A 15,566-nucleotide genomic window follows, 5' to 3' on the forward strand; every position below is an offset into this window, starting at 1 on the left:
CAAGCCCCTGTGGAGCACAAAGATGAAGATCGGCGAACTGGCGCGCGCCAGCGGCATCGCGGCATCGCGCATCCGGTTCTACGAAGCGAGCGGCCTGCTCGAACCGGCGCGCAGGCAGGCGAACGGCTATCGGGAATACGGGTCGGAAGCGTTGACGCGGCTCGCAATCATCGACCGCGCGCAGCGCGCGGGTTTCGCGCTCGACGAGATCCGCGCGGTACTGCCGCCCGATCTCGGCGCGTGGCCGCGCGACGAACTGCTGCAAACGCTGCGGCACAAGGTCGACGAAATCGCGCTGCTCGAACAGCGGCTCGCGCAGAACCGGCGCAACCTGCAGGCGCTGATCGACGAGATCGCGAACAAGCCCGCCGGCGAGGATTGCGCGGGCGCCGCGCAACGCATGCTCGACAAGCTGTGCAAGGAGGCGGCCGAGTCGGAGCCGGCACCGGCTCCCGTGTCGCACCCGCGGCCGATACGCAAGCGTGCGTGAGCGCATCGCGCGTGCGACATTGGCAACGTGCGGTCCGTCGATCCTGATCGACGGCATGGATCAACGGCACGAGGCGACGGACCTCCCGCACTGAGCCACGACGCCGGCGGCGCCGGCGGCGCTTACTTCGCGTTGCGCTCCATCGGCTCGCCGACGACGAAACCGCCGCCCTGGTAGCGCTGCGCGGGATCGTCGTAGTCGGCGGTCGGCGCCGTCACCGGGAACAGCCCGGCGAACTGCCCGGAGCTGTCCTGCGGCCGGAAGCCGAGGAAGCCGGCTTTCGTGTTGTCCCACCACTTCACCGGGTTGTCCGACACGCCGTAGACGATCGCGTGCCCGACGCGGTTCGTCAGCAGCGAGCAACGCACCAGCTCGATGAAGTCGCGATAGCTGAGGTACGTCACGAGCATGCGCGGATTCTTCGGCACCTCGAACGACGAACCGATCCGCAGGCACACCGTCTCGATCCCGAAGCGGTCGAAGTAGTAGCGCGACAGCGACTCGCCGAAGCACTTCGTCACGCCATACAGGCTGTCCGGACGCTGCGGCGAATCGGCATCGAGCACTTCCGTGACCGGATGGAAACCGATCGCATGGTTCGAGCTCGCGAACACGACGCGCTTCACGCCGTGCTTGCGCGCGGCTTCGTACAGGTTGTACGTGCCGGTGATGTTCGCATCGACGAGATCGTCGAACGGCGCGTCGACCGAAATGCCGCCGAGGTGGACGATCGCGTCCACGCCGTCGACGAGTTCCATCACCGCCGGCCGGTTGGCCAGGTCGGCGACCCGGGTTTCTTCGTGCGGGGCTGCGTCGCCCAGCGCGGCGATGTCGCTCACGCGCACGACGTCGGCCCAGTTCGCCAGCGCGCCGCGCACCTGACGGCCGAGGTTGCCGGCCGCGCCGGTCAGCAGCAGGCGCCCGAACGGCTTGCGTGCGCCGGTGGATGTGGCGTTCATCGAATCTCCTTGAATCGGTTCTGAGGTGTCCTGGACGTTGCCCGAAACCGGCGGAATTGGTGGAATCGGCAGAAGCGGCGGAATCCACGGAATCCACGGAATCGGAAAACGTTTTCCAACTATACGCGGGACAAAAGCCGAACGTCAATGGTTGAACCCGTTCGCGGCCATCCGCAATTTCCCGATATCGGCCGATGGCCGGACGCCGGCTTTTTCTGCCACAATCCGGGGCAATCGAACGAAAACGTTACCCTCCCGATGAAAAAAGTTTCCCCGACGATCCGCGACGTGGCGGCGGACGCCGGCGTGTCGGTCGCGACGGTATCCAAGTACGTGAACGGCACGCAGCGTTTTTCGCCGACCGTCGAAGCACGGCTCAAGGAAGCGATCGAGCGGCTCGGCTACCGTTCGAACCCGCTCGCGCGCTCGATGATCACCGGGCGCACGCGCACCATCGGCCTCGTGATCCTCGACATCAACAACCCGTACTTCACCAGCGTCGTCAAAGGCGCGAACCGCGTCGCGCTCCAGCACGACTACACGCTGCTGCTCGTCGATACCGAAGAGAGCCAGGCACGCGAACGCTCGCTGATCGAGGCGCTCGCGCAGCGCGTCGACGGGCTGATCGTCAGCACGCGGATGCCCGACGAGGAAGCCGGCTGGATGCTCGACCTGCACAAGCCGCTCGTGCTGCTGCGGCGCAGCCCCGGCCTGCCGATTCCGAGCGTCGGCATCGACAACCGGCTCGCCACCTACATGCTCGCGCGTCACCTGCTCAATCTCGGCCATACGCGCATCGCCTATCTCGGCTTCGGACAGGCACGCCCGAACGACGAGCGGATCCAGGGCGCGCGCGACTGTCTCGCGGAAGCGGGGCTCACGCTCGATGTGCACGACGCACATGCGCCGACCGCCGAAGCCGGCGAGCGCGCCTGCTCGCGCGTGATGCTCGGGCCGCAGCGTCCGCAGGCCGTGATCTGCTACAACGACCTGATCGCGCTCGGCTTCATGAAGGAAGCCGCGTCGCTCGGGTTCCGGCTGCCGCAGGACGTGTCCGTTGCGGGCGTCGACAACGTGCCGTACGGCGAATACGCGGCGCCCGCGCTGACCACCATCGACATCCAGAGCGAAAACATGGGCGAGCTCGCGATGCAGAAGCTGATCGACGCGCTCGCCGGGCGCACCGACGCGAGCTATTCGACGTTCGAGCCGCGGCTGATCATGCGTGCGTCGACGGCCGCCGTCGGTTGACGCGCGCGTCAAGGCCGCTCGGCACCGCTTTCCTGCACTACACATGAAAACGCGCCGCCTCCGGGCGGCGCGTTCGTTTGCCGGCATGCGATCACGCGTCGAGCTTCGCGGGCTTCATCTTCGGCGTGAGCACGTGCATGACCGCCAGCGCGAGCAGGTAGGCCAGCGCGCCGATCGCGAACAGCACCCAGTAGTGGCCCGTGCGTTGCAGCACCTGGCCGATCACTTCCGAGAACAGCACACCGCCGATCGAGCCGGCCATCCCGCCGATGCCGACCACCGACGCGACCGCGCGGCGCGGGAACAGGTCGGACGCCGTCGTGAACAGGTTCGCCGACCAGCCCTGGTGCGCGGCCGCGGCAAGACCGACGATCAGCACCGCGATCCACAGGTTCTGCACCTGCGACACGAACGCGATCGGCAGCACGCAGCACGCGCAGATCAGCATCGTCGTCTTGCGCGCGCCGTTCACGCTCCAGCCCGCGCGCAGCAGCACCGACGACAGCCAGCCGCCGCCGATGCTGCCGACCGTCGTCAGCGCATAGATGCACACCAGCGGCAGGCCGATATGCTGCATGTCCATGCCACGCGACTCGTTGAGCCACTTCGGCAGCCAGAACAGATAGAACCACCACACCGGATCGGTCAGGAACTTGCCGATCAGGAACGCCCACGTCTCGCGCTTGCGGATCAGTTCGCCCCAGCGCGGCGCGCCGGCGTCCGCGTTCGCCGCGTCGAGCGCTTCCGCTTCGTCGCGCGGCTCGTCGTATTCCGCGGCGAGTGCACGCGTGTCGGCCGCGCGATACATCACCAGCCACACCGCGAGCCACACGATGCCGATCGCGCCGATGATCACGAACGCCGAGCGCCACCCGTAGGCCACCGCGATCGCCGGGATGATCGCCGGTGCGAACACCGCGCCGATGTTCGCGCCCGAGTTGAAGATGCCGGTGGCGAGCGCGCGTTCGCGGCGCGGAAACCATTCGGCGGTCGTCTTGATCGCGGCCGGGAAGTTGCCGCCCTCGCCGATCCCGAGCAGCGCGCGCACGGCCGCGAAGCCCATCACGGAGCCGACCGCCGCATGCAGCATCGCCGCGATGCTCCACACCAGCATCGCGACCGCGTACGAGATGCGCGTGCCGAGCCAGTCGACGATGCGCCCGAAGCCGAGCAGGCCGATCGCATAGAACGCGGAAAACGCCATCACGATGCGGCCGTACTGCACCTGGCTCCAGCCGATGTCGTGCTGGAGCATCGGCGCGAGCAGGCCGAGGATCTGTCGATCCATGTAGTTGATGACGGTCGCGAAGAACAACAGTGCACAGACGGTCCAGCGGTAACGGCTGGCGGCTGCGCGCACCGCGCCGACGACGGCAGATTGCATGAGTGTCTCCGATGCGCGGCCGCGCCCGTCGCGCCGCGGTTGGTTGCTGTCCGTGACCGGCGACGGGCGCCGGGGCGGGCGGCGGCCCGCCCCTTTCGTGGCGCGGCCGCTCGTCCATCGAGTTCTGGAAAACGTTTTTCAAAGGATAGGGCGTGGCCCGGTGCCGTGTCAGTCGGGGATTTCGATGAGTCATCTCAAATTTGGCCGCGCAAAAAGAGACGACTGTTTCGCCAAATGGCATTAACCGTTTTTCCGGGATTTTCCAGTGGACGAAACGGGGCCATGACGCGGGCCGGTGCGTCGATACACAGGTCCGATTCCAGCCAGAACCGGCGGCGGGGATGGTTTACAGTCGTCGCATGCGCCTCGATCCCGACACCTGCTACGACGCCCTGCTTTCGCGGAACCGCCGCTTCGACGGCTGGTTCTTCGTCGGCGTGTCGACGACCGGCGTGTATTGCCGCCCCGTCTGCCCGGTGAAACCGCCGAAGGCGCGGAACTGCAGCTATTACCCGACCGCCGCCGCCGCGGAAAAAGCCGGCTTTCGGCCATGCATGCGCTGCCGGCCCGAGCTTGCGCCCGGTCACGGGCTGCTCGACCTGTCCGGCAATCTCGCCGACGCGGCCGTCACGCTGATCGAGGACGGTTTCCTGAACGAGCGCTCCGTCGACGCGCTCGCGCAGCGGGTCGGCGTGACCGAGCGTCATCTGCGCAGGATCTTCGCCGCGCAGTTCGGCGTGTCGCCGGTCGAATTCGCGCAGACGCATCGGCTGCTGATGGCCAAGCGCCTCCTGACCGATACCGCGCTGCCCATGGCCGTCGTCGCGTCGACCGCCGGGTTCGGCAGCGTGCGGCGCTTCAACGATGTGTTCCGGCAACGCTACGGCCTCAATCCGCTGCGCTTGCGCAAGGGCGCCGGTGCGTCCGCCGCCGGCGACCTGACCTTTCCGCTGCCGTACCGGCCGCCGTTCGCGTGGCCCGAGTTGATGCGCTTTCTCGCGCAGCGGCAGATCAACGGTGTCGAGCGGATCGATGCGCACGGTTATGCGCGCGTCGTCACACTGTCGAACGGACAGGGCGACGCTCGCGTGACGGGCTGGCTGTCGGTCACGCATGTGCCGCAGCGGTTCGCGCTCGCGGTCACCGTGTCGCCCGCGCTGACGCCCGTCGTGCCGGCCGTGCTCGCGCGCGTGCGGCGGCTGTTCGATCTCGACAGCCGCCCCGACGTGATCGACGCGCATCTCGGCGCACTCGCGGACGGCTCGCCCGGCCTGCGCGTGCCCGGCGCGTTCGACGGGCTCGAGATCGCGATCCGCGCGATCGCGGGTGAACACCTGACGGCAACGCAGGCAGGTGCGGTGCTGGCGCGTGTGGCCGAACGCTTCGGCACGCCGGTAGACCACGCGCCGCCCGGGCTCACGCATGCGTTGCCTTCTGCTGCAACGCTGGCCGGGGCGCCGCCGGCAGCGCTCGAAGCAATCGGCGTCAGACGTGATGCGGCGCGAGCGATCGTGTCGCTGGCACGTGCGGTCGCCAACGGGACGCTCGCGCTCGAACCGATGGCGCCGCTCGATGCGACGCTCGCCGCGTTGCGCGCGCTGCCCGGCTTCGACGAGCGCGCGGTGCAGTACGTCGCGATGCGTGCGATGGCCTGGCCGAATGCGTTCCCCGCCGACGATGCGTGGCTTGCGCCGCGCGCCGCTGCCGCCGCTGCCGAGCGTCCGCACATCGCATCATCCGCGCCGCATGCGGCGCGTTGGGCGCCGTGGCGCGCGTATGCCGCACTGCATGTGTGGCGCCTTCATGGAGAAGCATCGCGATGACTCCCGCTCATCTGATTCCGAGCCCGCTGGGCGACATCGCCATCCGCATCGAGGACGATGCGCTGACGGGCCTTTTTTTCGTCGGCCAGAAATACTATCCGTCGCTGGCGATCGCACCGGACGCGGATACGCGCAACGTGTCGCCGCTCGCGCGCAAGGTCGCAGAAGAAGTCGCCGAATATTTCACCGGCACGCGCGAGACCTTCTCGGTGCCGCTTCATCTGCGCGGCACCGCGTTTCAACGCAGCGTGTGGAAGGAACTGCTCGCGATTCCGTTCGGCGAGCTCGTGTCGTACGGCGACATCACCGAACGCGTCGGGCTGCCGATGAGTGCGGCGCGTGCCGTCGGCGGCGCGGTCGGCCGCAATCCCGTGTCGATCATGGTGCCGTGCCATCGCGTGATCGGCGCGTCGGGAAGCCTGACCGGGTATGCGGGTGGGATCGAACGGAAACGCGCGTTGTTGTCGCTCGAGGGCGCCGGGTTCGCGCGCGGGGAGCGCCATCCGATGCAGCAGTCGCTCGCATTCTGACGCCGCACGCCTACCGTTCAGCGTGCGACGGATCGCCTAGTCGTCGCTGCGCTTGCGCATCGCGTGCGCGACCCGCGCGTTCGCCTCGAACTTCGCGCGATGCGTCGAGAAGAACGTCCGCACGTTGCGCACGTTCGAGGCGCCGGTGAACAGCCGCCGCGCGAACGCGTCGTATTCGGCGACGTCGGCCAGATCGGCCACCACCACGAAATCCGGCCCCGGCGACACGCGGTAGCACTGCGTGACCGCCGGCTCCGCACAAACGTAGGCTTCGAACGCGTCGTAGTCTTCCGCCGTCTGCCGGTCGAGACTGATCTCGATCAACGCTGTGACAGCCGTGCCGATCGCGACCGGATCGAGCACCGCGACCTGCCGGCGGATCACGCCCGCTTCCGTCAGCCGCCGCACGCGACGCATGCAGGTTGGCGGCGACGACAGCGCGCGCACGGCGAGTTGCAGGTTCGACACCGATGCGTCGTCCTGCAGGATCGCGAGAATGCGCAGGTCGAGATCGTCGAGCGTGATGCCGGCCATCGGCGACTCCTTCCGGTCAGGGTGTGAAATTTAATTTCAACATGATAGCTGATCGCCTTCATGTTTCATTTATTGATGTATTTTGAAATTTAATTCCACTTCACCGCTTCTACCATCGCTGTCACGGGTCCAGACAGGACATTTACGGAGCGCGATATGTGTGGAATTGTCGGGGCGGTTGCCCAGCGGGACATCCTGCCGAACCTCGTCGACGGGCTGAAGCGGCTCGAATACCGCGGCTACGATTCGTGCGGCGTCGTGGTCTATCGCGACCGTGCGCTGGCACGCGCACGCAGCGTCGACCGCGTCGCCAACCTGCAGCGCGAGATCGCCGCGCATGCATTGTCGGGCTACACCGGCATCGCGCATACGCGCTGGGCGACGCATGGCGCGCCCGTCACGCTCAACGCGCATCCGCACTTCTCTCCCAGCGACGACAACGCGCGCATCGCGCTGTCGCACAACGGGATCATCGAGAACTGCGACCAACTACGCGCGGAACTGCAGGCGCATGGTTATGTGTTCGCGAGCCAGACCGACAGCGAGGCGATCGCGCACCTGATCGACCACTTGTACGACGGCGACCTGTTCGACGCGGTGCGCCGCGCGGTCGCGCGGCTGCGCGGCAGCTATGCGATCGCGGTGATGTGCCGCGACGAGCCGCACCGGATCGTCGGTGCGCGCGACGGGATGCCGCTCGTCGTCGGTGTCGGGGATGGCGAGAATTTCCTGGCGTCGGATGCGATCGCGTTATCGGGTATCACCGATCGAATCGCTTACCTCGAGAACGGTGACGTTGCCGATATCCAGCTGCATCGCTACTGGATCGTCGATGCGGCCGGCCAGCGCGTCGAGCGCCCGGTGCAGCGGGTGGCCACGCATAGCGGCGCGGCCGACCTCGGGTCGTATCGCTACTACATGCAGAAGGAAATCTTCGAGCAGCCGCAGGCGGTGGCCGACACGCTGCTCGACGTCGCGTCGATCATGCCCGAGCTGTTCGGCGACCGCGCGTGGCGCGTGTTCAACGACGTCGATTCGGTGTTGCTGCTCGCGTGCGGCGGCAGTTATCACGCGGCGCTGACCGCGAAGTACTGGATCGAGAGCATCGCGAAGCTGCCCGCGAGTGTCGAGATCGCGAGCGAGTTTCGGTATCGCGACAGCGTGGCGAATCCGCGCACGCTGGTTGTCGCGGTATCGCAGAGCGGCGAGACGGCTGACGTGCTCGGAGCCGTGCATGTCGCGAAGCAGCGCGGGATGATGCACACGCTCGCGATCTGCAACGTCGCAACCAGCGCGCTGATGCGCGAATGTGCGCTGCAGTTCGTCACGCGTGCGGGCATCGAGATCGGGGTGGCTTCGACGAAGGCTTTTACTACGCAACTTGTTGCGTTGTTCTTGCTGACTTTGTCTCTGGCGCAGGTGCGCGGGCGGTTGAGCGATGACGAGGAGAAGGCGCATCTACGCGCGCTGCGGCATCTGCCCGATGCGATGTCGAAGATGCTCGCGCTCGAACCGCAGATCATGGGGTGGTCGGAAATGCTCGCGCGACGCGACAACATGCTGTTTCTCGGCCGCGGGATGCATTACCCGATCGCGCTCGAAGGTGCGCTGAAGATGAAGGAGATTTCGTATATCCACGCGGAGGCTTATCCCGCAGGGGAGTTGAAGCATGGGCCGCTGGCGTTGGTCAGTAACGAGATGCCGGTGATTGCGGTGGCGCCGAATGATGCGCTTCTGGAAAAGCTCAGGTCGAACATGCATGAAGTCAGCGCGCGGAATGGCAGGCTGTTCGTGTTCGCGGATGTGGACTGCGGGTTGGTGCCGAGTGAAGGGATCGAGGTGATTCGGCTCAATGAGTACTACGGGCCGCTTTCGCCGATTCTGCATACGGTGCCGATGCAATTGCTGGCTTATCACGCGGCGTTGGCGAGGGGGACGGATATTGATAAGCCCAGGAATTTGGCGAAGTCGGTGACGGTGGAGTGAGGGCATATCGCGCAGGGCCATATTTGGAACGGTGCAATAGAAATCGCAAAATCATAGGAATAGTAATCGCAAATTTGCGGTTTCTATTTCACCAAAGGTACACATAAGTGACTGTTTTAAAACGAAAACATAGCAGGGCTTGGCAGACCTTATGACAACTAGGCCTGTGGTCGCCAAGCAGGCACTTACCGGTCGACGGTCAGCGGTTCCCATGCACGCCGTGCGGCTGCAGCGACTGCTACGGTTTGTAGCGATTTCGTTGTCAAGCTATCGCTTTTAGATTTCCCGCCCTTCGGGCGCATTGAAGACCCAGGTGGTGGGGAACTGCTAGCTCGTTAGAAAATAGCCTGCGGGGCCTGGTAAAGGCTAGGGACGCCATAACAACGTATAGCGCCCAGCAGGAGCCCTGCGTTAAAGGCTCTGCGAACTATCTGGAGCGTCACGGACAATGTTAGTAGAGGCCGGCGCGTCCTCGATGCCGCTACCGACCGCGCCCGAGTGGATGTACGGCTATCAATAGGTCGGGGATGGTAGCGCCTAGCGCATCAGCCAGGTCCTGCAAATCGACCACCATTGGGCTGGCCGCTTCGTTCTCCAACCGGCCGACGTACGTCCGAAATCGATGGGCTTTGACCGAGAGTGCTTCTTGACTGAGCCCTGCCTCACTGCGCAGCCGTTTCACATTCGCTATCACCCGAGCCGTGGCCTCTTCGCCAGCCGGCTGCTGCTCATCCACTGGTCTGTCGCAAAAGAAATCGACAACGTCGACACCGAGCACATCCGCTAACCGTGAAAGCGTGGAGAGCCTCAGGTTTGCCCTCCGTCCTTGCTCGACGCTCGCGAGGTTTGGGCGAGCGAGGGACGCCCTCGCGGCGAGTTCATCTTGCGAGAGGCCGGCACGTTTTCGAATGGTTCTAAGTCGTTCGGACAGTCCGCTGGCGACCGCGTGGTGGAGCTTTGGCATAGTCGCAAAGCATCCCTCGCAGTCAAAAAATATTCTACCAGTCGTCATATGCACGCTTGTAATGTGTACGCATACAAAGCTACAATTGACCACGGGCCGACGGACCGTCGGTTTCTGTAACCACACTTTTGCGCAGTTCTCTCGTCGGTGCACCGGAACAATGCACCGAGGGAGGTGTGCGCCATTGATAAGTCCGTCGTCTCGACGAGGCGAGCGGGCCACGCAAATTGAAAACCCCCGGCACCGACCGGCAGCTTCCTTTCGAATGGGGCACACATGGTTTTGATTTTCTTCTGCGTCAGCGGTGTTCTGGGGGCGATTGACCGACATCCGTCCATAACGACCCGCGAGGATGCGCCCAAGGCTACTCGTTCGCTTGAATCTGATGCGCGTTTGTTTGCAAAGGCTATCGCGCCGTTCCCCGGCGCAGTTGTTGTAATTGCAAACGACTGGCCGCTGCTCTACGACCTCGAGTTTTTGCGGCAGGAATGCGCGTCGTTCGGGCAGCGCATCGTAAACTCCGTGAGAGTCCTCGGTGGAGCGAAAGAGGACTCAATACTGACATTCATGAGTTCCAGGTCGGAACCGTACGCTGTGGTCGCGTCGTCAGATTTCGAGTTCAGTGAAGTGACGGCGGGCAGGCGCGTCAACGTCGATTTGCAAGCGGGTTTTGACGAAGTGGCAGCCGACCGCCTGCGAGTGCTTCTGGAAGAACACGGCGAGGCTGCCCAAAGACCTGCCTCTGCCGACGACATCATGAGAGCGACCGCCGGCAACCCGTGGATGCGGCGTGTTCAGAGCTACCTTGCTCATGGCAGGCAGCGAATGATTTGAATGCTCGGCACCGACTTGGCGAGATGTTGTGAGCTGCTGACACATGGGGTACGCAATGATGGAACCGCTCGTCGCTCCAGTTGGATTCTCACATTGGTTGCTGGTGATGGCCGGCAACCGCGCCGCGCCTGCGGATTGCGCACCGGCGTACCCGCGTGACAAAGGACACTGCCGATGAGTGAGCATCAAATTCTATTTCTCGACGTCGACGGGGTACTGCACCGAGGCAGCTCGTATGTCGCCGGACGCCGCATCGTAAGCAGCGCACCCGGGCGCATCGAGTTGTTTGAGTACCTGCCCGTATTAGATGGGCTGTTGAATCCTTATCCGAATGTAGCGCTCGTCCTTTCCTCAGACTGGGCTTATCGATTCGGTGTCGAATACACGTGCTCGCAGTTGCCGTCTTCCTCGCTGCGCGAAAGGGTAATCGGCGCGACGTACCAAGGCTGTGAGTTCGACGAACAGTTGTGGCCAATGCTGTCTCGCGGGGCACAGGTTCTCGACTATGTCCGGCGACAAGGACGCGACGCTCCTGAATGGCTTGCACTCGATGACCGCTCCGACGGATTCGAGAGCTGCCGAGAGCGGCTGGTGCATTGCCAGTCCGAGTGTGCGTTAGGGGACGCCGCTGTCGTCGAACTGCTGCGGCGGAGACTACATGAACGATTCTCTTAGTCAGCAGTGGTTGGATGCACCGCATGATTGAGAGCAAACAGTCTGGTATTGAGGGAGAAGGATGCGAACCAAGGCGCCCACCGAGTCAACCAACAGCGGGCAGTCCACCGAACGGATGCTTGCTGACGCTATCGACCATGGTCTTAAGCAGGCCCTTGGCGTGATGACTCCGCGAGAGTATGTTGCGCTTCGGACGATGTCCCCGTTCGAAATCGGCTACAGGTTCAAGCAACTGTTGCGCGACGACCTGTACGAGCGACATCGGGAAGCGATGAAGAGGCAATAAAACGGAGTGACTACGTTGCCTAGCCCATGAGCGGAAACGCAAATCATAAAGAAGATTTGCACGGAACACAGTCTCGTACATAAATAGAATTTATGCCTAAAACCCCCGCCGCCATTTGGCAAATGCCACCAGCCACCGTTGCGGCTCTCGAGCGTTTGGGCGCAGACCTTGCTGTGGCTCGTCTACGCAGAAAAGAGTCGCTCGTTTCCTGGGCGGCCCGGCTCGGAGTGAGTGTACCGACTCTGATGCGGATAGAGGCGGGCGAAGCGGGCGTAGGCATTGGCCTCTACGCAACGGCGCTGTGGCTCATAGGCCGGGATGGAGCGCTCGCCGAACTGGCCTCTCCGGAAACGGACCGGGGGGCACTCGAGATGGACGTGCGGGAGGCCGTTGAGCTCGGAAAATCTCGGGCAAAGGCGTCCGCACAGGCCCGACTAAGCCGCAAGGAAAAGCGTATCGACCGCCGGTGATTAAAAACGCAATGGGCGCAAGACTCTTTCAGTAAGGCGATAAAAGCAAGCCCAATCTGCATGCGTTGCATGCCAACTCGTTGGCACAACCTTCGTTCGTCGAGATGTTCCGTTCAGTGATGAAAAGGGTCTCGCGAAGGAAGTGGTCTTTTGCGACGGTTGTGACGAGGTAATCGCGATGCCGGCGCAGTCCACGCCGGCAATTCGAGATGCTCGACAACGGCTAGTCGTTGATGAGGCGCTAAACGCGCATCAGTTCGGCGGGCGCGCGCACGACTCGCCGCGACGTTGAAACGCTGGTCACGGGCATTCCCTGAAAGCACATGGCAGCGCTCGGGGTCGGCCACCCTCGACAGGAACAGGATGTCGCGCCCACAGTTGGGTCGGCGTTTCTCAACAGGGAGCCTCTGGACTCTTCTCGCGCCTGATTCGATTATAAAGAGTCACATATGACCTATTAAATGACATATTGCCCCATATTTGACCGTTCTCAGCAGCGCACTGACGCCCATCTGAGAAATGTTTTATAGCGGCTAAATATGACGCATTAACCAATTAAGGGTTCAGATATGACCGATAAACCAAAAACATCGGCGACGCCCAAACCTTCCGGCCGCTTCACCGAAAATCCGATGCCCTTGCCGGTCGAGCGTGCGCTGGTTGCTGCCGGAGATGACCTTGCGCTGGCCCGCCGACGCCGGGGGCTTTCTACGTCATCCATGGCGGAGCGGGCGGGCATCTCAAAAAAAGACGCTCTACCGGCTGGAACAGGGCGACCCCGGAGTGTCGTGGGGCGCTGTGATTCGGGTACTGAACATCCTGAATCTCCTCCCCGAGCTCAACAAGGCCCTGAACACCACGAATGATGCGCTCGGCCTGGCGCTCATGAACAAGGCGGTGGCTAAACGCATCCGGGTACGCAAAGCCAACCCGGACAGTGGAGCCCTGTAATGGCGACGACAAAAAAAGCAAAAACCAGCACAACGCGGACGCTGCTCGTCTATCTGGGCGACACGGAACTGGAAGTGGGCGAACTACAATTTTCCAGACAGGGGCAAAAAGAGGTCTCGGCATTCCGGTACTCCCCCGCCTGGCTCAGTAATCCAGATTGCTTCGCACTGTCTCCGGACCTCCCCCTGAGCATCGACTTTCAATACCGCACGGGAAGCAAGGAGACTTCTACCTTTGCAGGTGCCATTGCCGATACTGAGCCTGATGGCTGGGGACGCCGTGTCATTAACTGCACCCATGCCAAACGGCGCAAGGCCGAAAAAGACGCCGGCCGAGACGCCGGTTCCGCACAGCTGTCAGAGCTGGACTATTTGCTGGGGGTGCTGGATTCCAGCCGCATTGGCGCACTGCGCTTCAGGGACAATGCCGACGGTCCCTTCCTCGATGTGCCCCATGACGACAACTTGCCTGAAGGAACTCACGAGGTCCCGCTGCAGACCTTGCTTCAGGCATCGAAAGCGGTCGAATCCGGCAAGGAAACGGCGGTGGACCTCGCGTATCTGAAAGGGCGCGGCACCTCGCTCGGCGGTATGCGACCCAAAGCAACGGTCCTGAGGCCCGACGGCACCCTGACCATCGCCAAGTTTCCGAGCGTGAGTGATACGTGTGACGTGGCGCGCGGTGAGGTGCTGGCGCTGTTGCTCGCGAAAGCGGCGGGCCTGAATGCACCCGAGGCCGAAGTCGTCATGTCTGGCACCCAGGCCGTCGCGCTTATCGTGCGTTTTGACCGACCCCGGGCTGGTGGTCGCATCCCTTACCTGTCTGCGGCCTCGCTGCTGCAGTTGGATTCCAGGGAAGATGGGGCCTACACGCAGATTGCGGAGGCCATTGACCGGTTCTCCCCGAGACCCTTCGAAGACAAGCGGGAGCTTTGGGCGCGCATCTGCTTCAGCATGCTCATCACCAACGTGGATGACCACATGCACAACCACGGCTTCCTGCATAGCGGCGGGGGGCAGTGGCGGCTCGCCCCGCTGTTTGACGTGAACCCGTTCCCCGACAAGGAACCCATCCTGAAAACCGCCGTGACCGAAGCGACCGGTGAAACCGGAGATATCCAGGAGGCGTTGGATGCGGCGGCATACTTTGGCGTGTCCGATGACGACGCTCACGCAATCCTGACCCGGATGATGGCTGCCCTGAACGACTGGAAACGACTCGCCCGGTCCCCGGCCGTGGGGATGGGTGATGATGAAATCGACAAGGTCGCGCCTGCTTTTGAGAACGACAACTGGGATACGGTAGCGTCCTTTCTGGAACAATGAACCGGCCAATCGGACCGCCTGCACATCCCAAGTAGCGCGCGAACACAGCTACCACGGCGTTTTCGCCAAAGCGAATCGGGTCGTGGTGTTCTCTTCAGGACAAACGAATCTACGTTTCGAACCTCGCGGGAACGTTCGTGAGAGCGCAGTGACGAGTTGGCGTTGAAAGGCGAGAACGGGTATCTATTTGACCCTCGACCACGTGACGGTTCGGGCATTGTTTGTTCCATGCGACGAACCGGGCTACGAAATTAATGCAATCTCGGTCACGTCCGCCGACAGTGTCGTCGACGTTTTGCTCCGAGCAATTACAAAAGCGAAGAAGCGCCAACGGCCGGCATGATGTACCTGCTTTTCTGGCGACTCTACCGTGTGGCGATTTCCTCGCAACTATGAATTGCAACACACGGACAGCGTTCCCATCTCGCATGGACAAACTGAAACATCGCGTGGACATCGTTGTCCCTGGTGACGAAGTAATCGCAATACGCTAGCGCGCCCATCGCATGCTGGAGGTCAAGCGCGTCTTGCGGCTCTGGGCGAAATCCCGCTTCCACTCTAAACCGCTGACATAAGTCCTCAGATTTGATTGTGGGGCATGTTCGTTTTATCCCTCGACCGTCCTGGCCTAGTAACCGAGGAAGGTCACCGTAGAGTCGCGTCGAAATGGCGACTGGGAGGCATGACCGTGCCGGCAGGCGGGCTCGATAGTATTCCTCGTCGATAATCATCGCGTTGTCCCGTGCGAAACCCTCAGCAAGCGCGCGACGGCCGACCAGGATTGCGTCGGGCGTCTCCCGGGCTGCCCGAGCCACCAACTCCAAAGCCGCTCTGTCACGATGCCAAGCGATGACGCAATCGGCCACGGTTTCGCCTATAACGACATCCCTAGCTCCGTACGTTGACCAAAGCTGCGACATTGTCGTGTTCAACGGGCGAACAGGCCGCATTTCTGGACCATGAAGTTTGCGCGTGATGTATCGACTCAGCTCCTCGGTCTGCAGGTACACGGGGTTGCTCAACCATTGGGGTGAAAGCTCTTCAAGTAATTCAATCGAGGCTGCAATATGCCTCTCATCTTCAGACCGAGCAATCTCATATAGA

General features: G+C 63.0%; 13 protein-coding genes. 9 read left to right on the forward strand and 4 right to left on the reverse strand.

Annotated elements, in window-relative coordinates:
• Window positions 1-22: 22 nt before the first annotated feature.
• The gene (locus U5771_RS12985) at window positions 23-490 is read left to right on the forward strand and encodes a MerR family transcriptional regulator (protein WP_322024347.1); all 468 of its coding nucleotides are present in this window, start codon (window positions 23-25) and stop codon (window positions 488-490) included.
• Window positions 491-612: 122 nt separating this feature from the next.
• Here U5771_RS12985 and U5771_RS12990 read toward each other — a convergent pair whose 3' ends face one another.
• Complete coding sequence (locus U5771_RS12990; protein WP_322024348.1) at window positions 613-1,449, reverse strand: NAD(P)-dependent oxidoreductase; 837 nt, start codon at window positions 1,447-1,449, stop codon at window positions 613-615.
• A gap of 147 nt (window positions 1,450-1,596) precedes the next feature.
• On the opposite strand from U5771_RS12990, the gene U5771_RS12995 reads away from it, so the two are divergent.
• Entirely contained in the window at window positions 1,597-2,700 is a 1,104-nt protein-coding gene (locus tag U5771_RS12995; RefSeq protein ID WP_322024349.1) for a LacI family DNA-binding transcriptional regulator, read from the forward strand.
• A 91-nt stretch (window positions 2,701-2,791) separates the two neighbouring features.
• On the opposite strand, the gene U5771_RS13000 is transcribed toward U5771_RS12995, so the two are convergent.
• Window positions 2,792-4,084 (reverse strand): MFS transporter, encoded by a 1,293-nt coding sequence (locus U5771_RS13000; RefSeq protein ID WP_322024350.1) that lies wholly within the window; start codon window positions 4,082-4,084, stop codon window positions 2,792-2,794.
• A 341-nt stretch (window positions 4,085-4,425) separates the two neighbouring features.
• On the opposite strand from U5771_RS13000, the gene U5771_RS13005 reads away from it, so the two are divergent.
• Both U5771_RS13005 and U5771_RS13010 read left to right on the forward strand, forming a co-directional pair.
• Window positions 4,426-5,907: a DNA-3-methyladenine glycosylase 2 family protein gene (locus U5771_RS13005; protein ID WP_322024351.1), complete on the forward strand. Its 1,482-nt coding sequence runs from the start codon at window positions 4,426-4,428 to the stop codon at window positions 5,905-5,907.
• Window positions 5,904-6,437, forward strand: coding sequence for a methylated-DNA--[protein]-cysteine S-methyltransferase (locus U5771_RS13010; RefSeq protein WP_322024352.1), 534 nt, complete (start codon window positions 5,904-5,906; stop codon window positions 6,435-6,437). Before U5771_RS13005 ends, U5771_RS13010 begins: the two co-directional genes overlap by 4 nt.
• 36 nt (window positions 6,438-6,473) lie before the next feature.
• On the opposite strand, the gene U5771_RS13015 is transcribed toward U5771_RS13010, so the two are convergent.
• Complete coding sequence (locus tag U5771_RS13015; protein WP_322024353.1) at window positions 6,474-6,971, reverse strand: Lrp/AsnC family transcriptional regulator; 498 nt, start codon at window positions 6,969-6,971, stop codon at window positions 6,474-6,476.
• A 156-nt stretch (window positions 6,972-7,127) separates the two neighbouring features.
• On the opposite strand from U5771_RS13015, the gene glmS reads away from it, so the two are divergent.
• Window positions 7,128-8,957 (forward strand): glutamine--fructose-6-phosphate transaminase (isomerizing), encoded by a 1,830-nt coding sequence (glmS, locus tag U5771_RS13020; RefSeq protein WP_322024354.1) that lies wholly within the window; start codon window positions 7,128-7,130, stop codon window positions 8,955-8,957.
• Window positions 8,958-9,438: 481 nt separating this feature from the next.
• Here glmS and U5771_RS13025 read toward each other — a convergent pair whose 3' ends face one another.
• Window positions 9,439-10,251 (reverse strand): helix-turn-helix domain-containing protein, encoded by an 813-nt coding sequence (locus tag U5771_RS13025; RefSeq protein ID WP_322024355.1) that lies wholly within the window; start codon window positions 10,249-10,251, stop codon window positions 9,439-9,441.
• Here U5771_RS13025 and U5771_RS13030 point away from each other — a divergent pair.
• From U5771_RS13030 to U5771_RS13045, 4 genes are all read left to right on the forward strand, one after another.
• Window positions 10,198-10,755, forward strand: a complete 558-nt coding sequence (locus U5771_RS13030; protein WP_322024356.1) for a hypothetical protein — start codon at window positions 10,198-10,200, stop codon at window positions 10,753-10,755. The two genes, U5771_RS13025 and U5771_RS13030, sit on opposite strands and share 54 nt — an antisense overlap.
• Before the next feature lie 174 nt (window positions 10,756-10,929).
• Window positions 10,930-11,430, forward strand: coding sequence for an HAD domain-containing protein (locus tag U5771_RS13035; protein WP_322024357.1), 501 nt, complete (start codon window positions 10,930-10,932; stop codon window positions 11,428-11,430).
• Window positions 11,431-12,864: 1,434 nt separating this feature from the next.
• Window positions 12,865-13,137, forward strand: a complete 273-nt coding sequence (locus U5771_RS13040; RefSeq protein WP_322024358.1) for a hypothetical protein — start codon at window positions 12,865-12,867, stop codon at window positions 13,135-13,137.
• Window positions 13,137-14,462, forward strand: coding sequence for a HipA domain-containing protein (locus U5771_RS13045; protein WP_322024359.1), 1,326 nt, complete (start codon window positions 13,137-13,139; stop codon window positions 14,460-14,462). Before U5771_RS13040 ends, U5771_RS13045 begins: the two co-directional genes overlap by 1 nt.
• Window positions 14,463-15,566 lie beyond the last annotated feature (1,104 nt).

The sequence above is a fragment of the Burkholderia sp. BCC1977 genome, from assembly GCF_905339595.1.
Lineage (GTDB): Bacteria > Pseudomonadota > Gammaproteobacteria > Burkholderiales > Burkholderiaceae > Burkholderia.

What these genes read in the sequence shown, in the direction of transcription:
- U5771_RS12985 (WP_322024347.1), top strand. Translation starts at nt 23, where the DNA reads ATGAAGATCGGCGAACTGGCGCGCGCCAGCGGCATCGCGGCATCGCGC.
- U5771_RS12990 (WP_322024348.1), bottom strand. Translation starts at nt 1,449, where the DNA reads ATGAACGCCACATCCACCGGCGCACGCAAGCCGTTCGGGCGCCTGCTG.
- U5771_RS12995 (WP_322024349.1), top strand. Translation starts at nt 1,597, where the DNA reads ATGGTTGAACCCGTTCGCGGCCATCCGCAATTTCCCGATATCGGCCGA.
- U5771_RS13000 (WP_322024350.1), bottom strand. Translation starts at nt 4,084, where the DNA reads ATGCAATCTGCCGTCGTCGGCGCGGTGCGCGCAGCCGCCAGCCGTTAC.
- U5771_RS13005 (WP_322024351.1), top strand. Translation starts at nt 4,426, where the DNA reads ATGGTTTACAGTCGTCGCATGCGCCTCGATCCCGACACCTGCTACGAC.
- U5771_RS13010 (WP_322024352.1), top strand. Translation starts at nt 5,904, where the DNA reads ATGACTCCCGCTCATCTGATTCCGAGCCCGCTGGGCGACATCGCCATC.
- U5771_RS13015 (WP_322024353.1), bottom strand. Translation starts at nt 6,971, where the DNA reads ATGGCCGGCATCACGCTCGACGATCTCGACCTGCGCATTCTCGCGATC.
- glmS (WP_322024354.1), top strand. Translation starts at nt 7,128, where the DNA reads ATGTGTGGAATTGTCGGGGCGGTTGCCCAGCGGGACATCCTGCCGAAC.
- U5771_RS13030 (WP_322024356.1), top strand. Translation starts at nt 10,198, where the DNA reads ATGGTTTTGATTTTCTTCTGCGTCAGCGGTGTTCTGGGGGCGATTGAC.
- U5771_RS13025 (WP_322024355.1), bottom strand. Translation starts at nt 10,251, where the DNA reads ATGTCGGTCAATCGCCCCCAGAACACCGCTGACGCAGAAGAAAATCAA.
- U5771_RS13035 (WP_322024357.1), top strand. Translation starts at nt 10,930, where the DNA reads ATGAGTGAGCATCAAATTCTATTTCTCGACGTCGACGGGGTACTGCAC.
- U5771_RS13045 (WP_322024359.1), top strand. Translation starts at nt 13,137, where the DNA reads ATGGCGACGACAAAAAAAGCAAAAACCAGCACAACGCGGACGCTGCTC.